Origin of the sequence: Micromonospora hortensis, assembly GCF_022230935.1 — a bacterium.
Lineage (GTDB): Bacteria > Actinomycetota > Actinomycetes > Mycobacteriales > Micromonosporaceae > Micromonospora > Micromonospora hortensis.
On record NZ_JAKKFE010000062.1, the window covers coordinates 1 to 694 of the forward strand.

Genomic DNA, 694 nt, shown 5'->3' on the forward strand with positions numbered 1-694 from the left:
GCGCGAGCGGCACTTCGGCCAGTGGCAGGGTCTGCACCTCACCGAGGTCGCCGAGCGCTTCCCCGAGGAGTACGCCCGCTGGCGGGCCGGCGACCCCGACCCGGGCGCGGATCTGGAGCCCCTGCACGACCTCGGGGAGCGGGTCGGCGCCGCGCTACAGGAGGCGGCCGACGCGGCCCCGGGCGGCACGGTGGTGATCGCCACCCACGGTGGCGGCTCCCGGCAGGGCATCGGTCACCTGCTCGGTTGGGACACTGCCGTGCTGCGCACCGTCGGTTCGCTGGCCAACTGCCACTGGACCGAGCTGCGCCACGACGACGTCCGCGGGTGGCAGTTGCGGGCGCACAACGTCGGCCTGATCACCGCCCCGGTCGCCGTCGACGCGGTCTGAGCACTCGCGCCTCGGCGTTCGGGGCCTCGATCGGCTAGCGTGCCGGGCATGCCCGTCGCGGTTGTCATCGACTCCACCGCCTACCTTCCACCCGAGCTGGTGCAGGCGCACCGGCTGACCGTCGTGCCGTTGACAGTCGTGCTCAACGGCGCGGAAGGGCTGGAGGGGGTGGAGACCCAGCCGGCCGACGCCACACTGGCGCTGAGCGCCCGCCGGGTCAGCGCTACCACCTCCCGCCCGGCGCCCGAGCAGTTCGCCCGGACCTACCGCCGGCTGCTTGACGCCGGCGCCGACGGGATCGTC

2 protein-coding genes are annotated in these 694 nt (G+C 74.5%); both read left to right on the forward strand.

What is annotated here, in order from left to right:
• The coding region (locus tag NIE111_RS28170) for a histidine phosphatase family protein (protein ID WP_238687319.1) at positions 1–391 on the forward strand (391 nt) is incomplete at its 5' end.
• 48 nt (positions 392–439) lie between these two features.
• The coding region (locus NIE111_RS28175) for a DegV family protein (protein WP_238687320.1) at positions 440–694 on the forward strand (255 nt) is incomplete at its 3' end.